Genomic DNA, 269 nt, shown 5'->3' on the forward strand with positions numbered 1-269 from the left:
TTTAAACTTCATCTGCTTCATATCATTCATATAAACTGAAGCTCCGTCTCTTGTTCCCAATACTCCTGCGAAAGTAAACGTAGGATCAAGGCAGCTTTCTGCTTTCTCAAAGTTTTCTTCATTGAGGTATTGGATAAACTGTTCTGCTGGATTTTGGATTGTATTGCTCATAAATATTGTTTTTATTGGAACAAAATTAAGGGATTGATGATAATTTTCTTTGTGACCATCGTCACAAAATGGTTGAATGTTTTTAAATAAATGATATG

1 protein-coding gene is annotated in these 269 nt (G+C 32.7%); it reads right to left on the bottom strand.

Annotation, left to right across the window (positions count from 1 at the left end; translation table 11 throughout):
• A partial coding sequence (locus tag SB786_RS36425; RefSeq protein ID WP_410731609.1) for a hypothetical protein occupies window positions 1–269 on the bottom strand: 269 nt, incomplete at both ends.

The sequence above is a fragment of the Burkholderia sp. SIMBA_062 genome, from assembly GCF_046534765.1.
GTDB classification, from domain to species: Bacteria; Pseudomonadota; Gammaproteobacteria; order Burkholderiales; family Burkholderiaceae; genus Burkholderia; species Burkholderia ambifaria.